The sequence below is a fragment of the Azonexus caeni genome (assembly GCF_048146105.1).
Taxonomy (GTDB): domain Bacteria; phylum Pseudomonadota; class Gammaproteobacteria; order Burkholderiales; family Rhodocyclaceae; genus Azonexus; species Azonexus aromaticus_B.
The window spans coordinates 1-6,339 of record NZ_JBKJAD010000044.1 but is presented as its reverse complement, the minus strand read 5'-3'; the positions used below and the strand labels follow the sequence as shown (position 1 = coordinate 6,339).

Annotated in this window: 8 protein-coding genes; 3 read left to right on the top strand and 5 right to left on the bottom strand. The window is 66.3% G+C overall.

The window, feature by feature from the left end; all coding sequences use genetic code 11:
• Positions 1-782: 782 nt before the first annotated feature.
• From dmeF to ACLIIZ_RS20880, 5 genes are read right to left on the bottom strand one after another with little or no spacing between them, the layout of a single operon-like run.
• Entirely contained in the window at positions 783-1,772 is a 990-nt protein-coding gene (dmeF, locus tag ACLIIZ_RS20900) for a CDF family Co(II)/Ni(II) efflux transporter DmeF (RefSeq protein ID WP_416695609.1), read from the bottom strand.
• Positions 1,769-2,410, bottom strand: a complete 642-nt coding sequence (locus ACLIIZ_RS20895; RefSeq protein WP_416695607.1) for a class II aldolase/adducin family protein — start codon at positions 2,408-2,410, stop codon at positions 1,769-1,771. Before ACLIIZ_RS20895 ends, dmeF begins: the two co-directional genes overlap by 4 nt.
• Positions 2,407-3,492, bottom strand: a complete 1,086-nt coding sequence (gene mtnA / locus ACLIIZ_RS20890; protein ID WP_416695605.1) for an S-methyl-5-thioribose-1-phosphate isomerase — start codon at positions 3,490-3,492, stop codon at positions 2,407-2,409. Before mtnA ends, ACLIIZ_RS20895 begins: the two co-directional genes overlap by 4 nt.
• Entirely contained in the window at positions 3,489-3,881 is a 393-nt protein-coding gene (locus tag ACLIIZ_RS20885) for a type II toxin-antitoxin system death-on-curing family toxin (RefSeq protein WP_416695603.1), read from the bottom strand. Before ACLIIZ_RS20885 ends, mtnA begins: the two co-directional genes overlap by 4 nt.
• Positions 3,878-4,102, bottom strand: a complete 225-nt coding sequence (locus tag ACLIIZ_RS20880; RefSeq protein ID WP_416695601.1) for an AbrB/MazE/SpoVT family DNA-binding domain-containing protein — start codon at positions 4,100-4,102, stop codon at positions 3,878-3,880. The genes ACLIIZ_RS20885 and ACLIIZ_RS20880 overlap by 4 nt, the downstream gene beginning before the upstream one ends.
• A gap of 114 nt (positions 4,103-4,216) precedes the next feature.
• On the opposite strand from ACLIIZ_RS20880, the gene ACLIIZ_RS20875 reads away from it, so the two are divergent.
• The 3 genes from ACLIIZ_RS20875 (at position 4,217) to ACLIIZ_RS20865 (ending at position 6,247) form a co-directional block, all read left to right on the top strand.
• Positions 4,217-5,386 carry a pyridoxal phosphate-dependent aminotransferase gene (locus tag ACLIIZ_RS20875; protein WP_416695599.1) on the top strand — a complete coding sequence of 390 codons (1,170 nt, stop codon included), beginning with the start codon at positions 4,217-4,219 and terminating at the stop codon, positions 5,384-5,386.
• An 84-nt stretch (positions 5,387-5,470) separates the two neighbouring features.
• Entirely contained in the window at positions 5,471-5,899 is a 429-nt protein-coding gene (gene mscL, locus ACLIIZ_RS20870; protein ID WP_416695597.1) for a large conductance mechanosensitive channel protein MscL, read from the top strand.
• A 159-nt stretch (positions 5,900-6,058) separates the two neighbouring features.
• Complete coding sequence (locus tag ACLIIZ_RS20865; RefSeq protein WP_416695595.1) at positions 6,059-6,247, top strand: hypothetical protein; 189 nt, start codon at positions 6,059-6,061, stop codon at positions 6,245-6,247.
• The last annotated feature ends 92 nt before the right edge of the window (positions 6,248-6,339 follow it).

Sequence of the window (6,339 nt, the reverse complement as noted above, 5' to 3'; positions counted from 1 at the left end):
CGAGGGCGGTAAAAGGTAGCCGGTCTGGCGGTCAACAGGATGGAAACGGCTCATCTCTCTGGCTCGGTTCGGTTGGCTCGCTGCCATTATCCCATCAGGAAAGAGTTAGTCCGACAGGCTGCTAGATGGTTCAACTGCCATAGGTCGGTGGGGAGAGGCGACAGTAGGGCTGATGGTCAGCGCCTTGCTATCTCAGCTATATCAAGTAGAACTACAGTCGCACGACCCGCTTGCGTATCTGTCGTGGTTACACGCGGGGCCACGAGAAATCTATAGAGCTAAGACGAATGCGCTTCCCGAGAAACGAAAGGCCTAACACTGCGTTCGAGGGGACCTGCCGCAATCGGCGCTTCTGCTCTTTGCTGCCTCTTTTGGCGGCAGGCCCCTCAACTTCACGTTGGGCATTGCCGTGATTCGCGCTTTTAATTATTGACCGGGCGAGGTCGCGCCCGGTCGGTGTTCGGGGTCCCCCTGGGAGGCGCTGAGCAACGCAGGCGGGCCGGGGGTTGTCGGCTGGCGTTGTTTGAGGCCCGCAGGGCCGAGTTTAGCCAGCCGCCCGGACCGGCGAGTAGCGCAAGGGACCGGGCGTAGCCCGGCGCCGACCTGGGGGTGGCCTTCTTTTTGGCTACTTTTTCTTGGCCACACAAGAAAAAGTACGCCCGCGCGTCAGGCGCGGAACCCGGCGCTTCAGAAGCCAAAGTCGCAAAGCCGCCCGCCGGTCACCGGCGGAAAACAGCGTTTCTACTGGAACAGAAACCCGCCACTTCGCAGCCGGATCGGCGTCACTGCCCGGAGAACGCCGTGCCGGGGGAACACTCGTCGCAGCGGTGTATTTCCACCGTGACGTGGGCGATTTCCTCGTGGATGGCGAGGGCCTGGCGGATGGCGAGCGGGGTCAGCGCGCTGTCGTGGGTGAGCAGCGAGATGGCGCAGGCGTAGGCGCCGTTGCCGACGCGCCAGACGTGGAGGTCGGTGATCTGCGTGCCGGGTGGCAGTTCGCCGATGACTTCGCGGATTTCCTCGACCACCGGGTGGTCCATCTCGCGGTCGAGCAGGACGCGGCTGGTGTCGCGCAGCAGGTTCTTCGCCCACAGCGCGACGAGTACGGCGCCGACCATGGCGCAGGCGGGGTCGAGCCAGTTCCAGCCCCAAAACCAGCCGCCGGCGAGGGCGGCGATGGCGAGCACCGAGGTCAGCGCGTCGGTGAGGACGTGGATGTAGGCGGCCTTGAGGTTGAGGTCGTCGTGGCCGTGATGATGATCGTGCCCGTGGTCATGGCCGTGCCCATGATCATGACCGTGATGGTCGTGACCGCCGGCGCGCAGCAGGATCGCCGCGCTGCCGAGGTTGACGGCGAGGCCGAGGACGGCGACCAGCATGGCTTCGCCGTAGGCGATCGGCGCCGGTTCGATCAGGCGTTCGACGGCGCCCCAGACCATCAGCGCGGCGACGCCGAGCAGGCAGAGGGCGCTGGTGTAGCCGGCGAGGACTTCGATCTTCCAGGTGCCGAAGGCGAAGCTGGGGTCTTCGGCGTACTTGCGGGCGGCGGCGTAGGCGAGGCTGGCGAGGCCGATGGCCAGCGCGTGCGAACTCATGTGCCAGCCGTCGGCGAGCAGGGCCATCGAGTTGAACCACCAGCCGGCGGCGATCTCGACGACCATCGTCGTCAGGGTCAGCCACAGCACCCAGCGGGTGCCAGTTTCGGCGCGCGCGTTGCCGGCGCCGTATTCGTGCGTTTGTGCCCAGCGCGAGAGGTCGAGGTGTGCGTTCATTGTTGTCCGTAGGTTTTGAATTTGTTCATCACTGCTGCCATGTCGACCGCGTCGAGCAGTACCGGTTCGCCGAGCTGGCAGGCGCGCCAGTATTGTTCGCAGAGTTCCTCGAGTTCGACGGCGAGGGCAAAGGCTTCGTCGAGGTCGCGGCCGGCGACGAGCAGGCCGTGGTTGGCGAGCAGGCAGCCGCGGCGCCCGGCCATCGCGGTGAGCGCCGCCGCCGACAGCGCCGGTGTGCCGAACAGCGCGTAGTCGGCGCAGCGCACGCTGTCGCCGCCGAAGCGGGCGATCATGTAGTGGAAGGGCGGGAGGTCGCGGCGCAGGCAGGCCAGCGTGACGGCGAACGGCGAGTGGGCGTGCAGGACGGCGCCGACTTCCGGGCGGCTGGCGTAGAGGTCGCGGTGGAAGCGCCATTCCGACGACGGCTTGCGGCGGCCGCTGAAGCTGCCGTCGGCGCTGTCGTCGATCGCCATCAGCGGGATGTCGTCGACTTCCAGCGCGTCGTAGGGCATGCCGGTCGGCGTGATCAGGAAGCCGTCGCCGCAGCGCACGCTGAGGTTGCCGGCGGTGCCGCGGTTGAGGCCGGCCGGGCGCATGGCGCGGGCGGCGACGATCAGCTTGGCGCGCAGTTCGCTCATGCCGTTTCTTCCGGGTAGAGGCCGAGCAGGCCGGCGCGGCTGGCCGGGCAGGCGCCGCGCTCGGTGATGATGGCGGCGACCAGGCGGGCCGGGGTGACGTCGAAAGCCGGGTTGGCGACCGCTTCGCCGGCCGGAAGCTGACGCACGGCGGCCGGCGTGCCGCGCGGGTCGGTGCCGTGCACGAGGCGGAACTCATCGCCGTCGCGTTCCTCGATCGGGATCGCGGCGCCGTTGGCGCAGGCGAAGTCGAGCGTCGAGCGCGGCGCGGCGACGTAGAAGGGAATGTCGTTGTCGGCGCAGGCCAGCGCCTTCAGGTAGGTGCCCACCTTGTTGGCGACGTCGCCGTTGGCGGCGATGCGGTCGGCGCCGACGATCACCGCATCGACCTGGCCGGTACGCATCAGCAGGCCGGCCGCGTTGTCGGCGAGCAGGGTGTGCGGCACGCCGTGCTGGGCGAGTTCCCAGGCGGTGAGCAGGCCCTGGTTGCGCGGCCGGGTTTCGGAAACCCAGACATGCACCGGCAGGCCGGCGTCGTGCGCGGCATAGACCGGGGCGAGCGCGGTGCCCCAATCGACGGTGGCGAGCCAGCCGGCGTTGCAATGGGTCATCACGTTGAGCACGCGGCCGTCGCGGCGCGGCAGGCGGCGCAGCAGCTCCAGCCCGTGCCGGCCGATTGCCGCGTTCTGCGCCACGTCCTCGTCGGCGATTGCCGCCGCTTCCGCCCAGGCGGCGCTACTGCGTTGTGCCGGCGGCAGGGGGCGCAGGACCTTGTCCATGCGGGCCAGCGCCCAATGCAGGTTGACCGCGGTCGGCCGGGTGGCACCGAGGACGGCAATCGCTTCGTCCAGCCGGGTGTCGTCGGCCTCGTCGTTGAGCGCGATGGCCAGGCCGTAGGCGGCGGTGGCGCCGATCAGCGGCGCGCCGCGCACCAGCATGGCGCGGATGGCGTGCGCCGCTTCGTCCAGCGTGCCGACGCCGACCCAGTGCAGCGCGTGCGGCAGGCGGGTCTGGTCGATGATTTCGATGGCGCGCCGAGCGGGGTCGGCACGCAGCGTGCGGGTGGGGATGCCGTGAATGTTCATGGAGCGGGGAGGATGTGCAGGCGCAGCCAGGCGGCGAATTCGGTTTCGCCGATGTCGCCGGCGGCGAGGGCGAGCATGGCGCCGACACAGTCGCTGTCGGAAGCCGTCAGGCAAAGGCCGTTGAGTACGAGGAAGAGTTCGCTGCAGACAAAGGCGGTGCGTTTGTTGCCGTCAATGAAGGGATGGTTGCGGACGATGCCGAAAGCGTAGGCAGCAGCGAGCGCCGCCGCGTCGGCTTGCGCGTCGTCGGCGGCCAGGTTGACCGGGCGGGCCAGCGCCGAGGTCAGCAGGCCGGTGTCGCGGATGCCGACCGGACCGCCGTGCTCGGTCAGTTGCGCTTCGTGGATCGCCCCGACCACCGATGTTTCGAGCCAGATCCAGCCGGTCATTTGGCCAGTTCGTGCAGCACGTTGCGGCGTGCCTTCATGATTTTTTTCGCCGCTTCCATCTGCTTCTCGAAGGCCGGGTCGAACGGCGTCAGACGCACGCCGTCGGGCGATTCCGTGGCGTAGACGGTGTCGCCCTTCTCGACATGCAGTTTGGCCAGCAATTCCTTGGGCAGCACGACGCCGACCGAATTGCCGATCTGGGTCAGTTTGAGCGCGTACATGAGGGCCTCCGGCTGTTATAACGGATGTAATACTACGCGCAATTTCGGCGCCCGGCTTGTCCGCCGTCCGGCCTTGGCGCAAGATTGGGCCCCTTTCCGTCCGCCATGCTTGCGATGCAAACTTCCGTCCACATCGACTCCCGCTTCCCCGCCATGGGGACGACGATCTTCACCGTCATGTCGCGGCTGGCCGCCGAATGCAGCGCCGTCAATCTGGCGCAGGGCTTTCCCGATTTTCAGGCCGAAGACGCGCTGTTCGACGCCATGCATCGTCACCTGCGGGCCGGCCGCAACCAGTACGCGCCGATGGCCGGCATGCCGGAGCTGCGCACGGCGATTGCCGGCAAGGTGGCGGCGCTGTACGGCGCGGCTTACGACAGCGAAACGGAAATCACCGTCACCGCCGGCGCGACGCAGGCGATCTTCACCGCGATTGCCGCCTTCGTCCGGCCGGGCGACGAGGTCATCGTCTTCGCGCCGGTGTACGACAGCTATGTGCCGGCGATCGAAACGGTCGGCGGCAAGGCGGTCTACGCCCACCTGCGTTTTCCGGACTACGCGCCGGACTGGGATGAAGTGCGGGCGCTGATCACGCCGCGGACGCGGATGATCGTCATCAACTCGCCGCACAATCCGACCGGCGCGCTGCTCTCCGCGGCCGATCTCGACGCGCTGGCGGGCGTCGTCCGGGGGAGCGACATCGTCGTCCTGTCCGACGAGGTCTACGAGCACATCCTGTTCGACGGCGAGGCGCATGCCAGCCTGTCCGGCCATCTGGAACTGGCGGCACGCAGCATCGTCGTTTCCAGCTTCGGCAAGACCTATCACATCACCGGCTGGAAGATCGGCTACGTCGTCGGCCCGGCGGCGTTGATGGCCGAGTTCCGCAAGGTGCACCAGTTCAACGTGTTCACCGTGCACGGGCCGTCGCAACTGGCGATCGCCGACTACATGCAGGACGCCTCGCGCCATCTTGGCCTGGCCGCCTTCTACCAGGAGAAGCGCGATGCCTTCCGGCAACTGCTGGCGGCGACGCCCTTCGAGCTGCTGCCCTGTCGTGGCACCTACTTTCAACTGGCGCGTTACGAGCGGATGTCGGAGCTGGCAGACCGCGATTTCGCCGAATGGCTGACGCGCGAGGTCGGCGTCGCGGTGATCCCGGTTTCCGTCTTCCAGCCGGACGGGCGCGACGACAAGGTGGTGCGATTCTGCTTCGCCAAGCGTGAGGAAACCCTGGTCGCTGCAGCGGCGAGGCTGCAGCGGGCGTTTCCCGGTCAATCTTGAAATATTGCAAATCGCCTTGACCGCGCTTGGCGCGTCGCCGAATAATCCGCCCGGTAAAACTACTTCACCGGAAAGGGGAAAAGCATGGGCATGTTGCAGGAGTTCAAGGAATTTGCCGTCAAGGGCAATGCGATGGATCTGGCGGTCGGCGTCATCATCGGTGCCGCCTTTGGCAAGATCGTCGATTCGGTGGTCGGCGACCTGATCATGCCGCTGGTCAGCATGGTCGTCGGCAAGCTCGATTTCTCCAACCTGTTCGTCGTCCTCGGCGACAACCCGGAAAACCTGGCCACCCTGGCTGAACTGAAAAAGGCCGGCATCCCGGTCTTCGCCTACGGTTCCTTCTTCACCATCCTGGTCAATTTCGTCATCCTGGCCTTCATCATCTTCATGATCGTCAAGCAGATGAACCGCTTGCGCAAGGAAGACGCGGCGCCGGCGCCGACCGAACCGCCGCCGCCGCCGGAAGATGTCGTCCTGTTGCGGGAAATCAGGGACGCGTTGCGCAAGTAGGTGCTCACAATTTGTGTTTCTGGGCCGCCATCAGGGCGGCCTTTTTACGTCGTGGGGCTGCTGGCTGGTGCAAGCAATCGTAAGCAAGTGTTAAATCGGTCCACTGAAGGCGGCAGCAGCCGTTAATGTGATCATGAAAACACAAACGGAGAGAAGATCATGAAGCGCAGGCTCATCCTCATCGCGCTGCTCGGCAGCCTGCTCGGCGCTTGCGCCGTGGTGCCGGCCGATCCTTATTACGACGACAACGTGATCATCACGGCGCCGCCGCCACCGCCGCGCGTCGAATACCCGGGATACGCCCCTTACCCGGGTAATGCCGTTCAGTTAATGTCTTTCTTCAGGTAACGAACGGTGTAGCGTTTTGGCAGGGCTTTGACGATACGGGGGCATTGACGCCCCCGTCGTTTTTCCACGATGGCGTATTGAAGCTGGGTTCG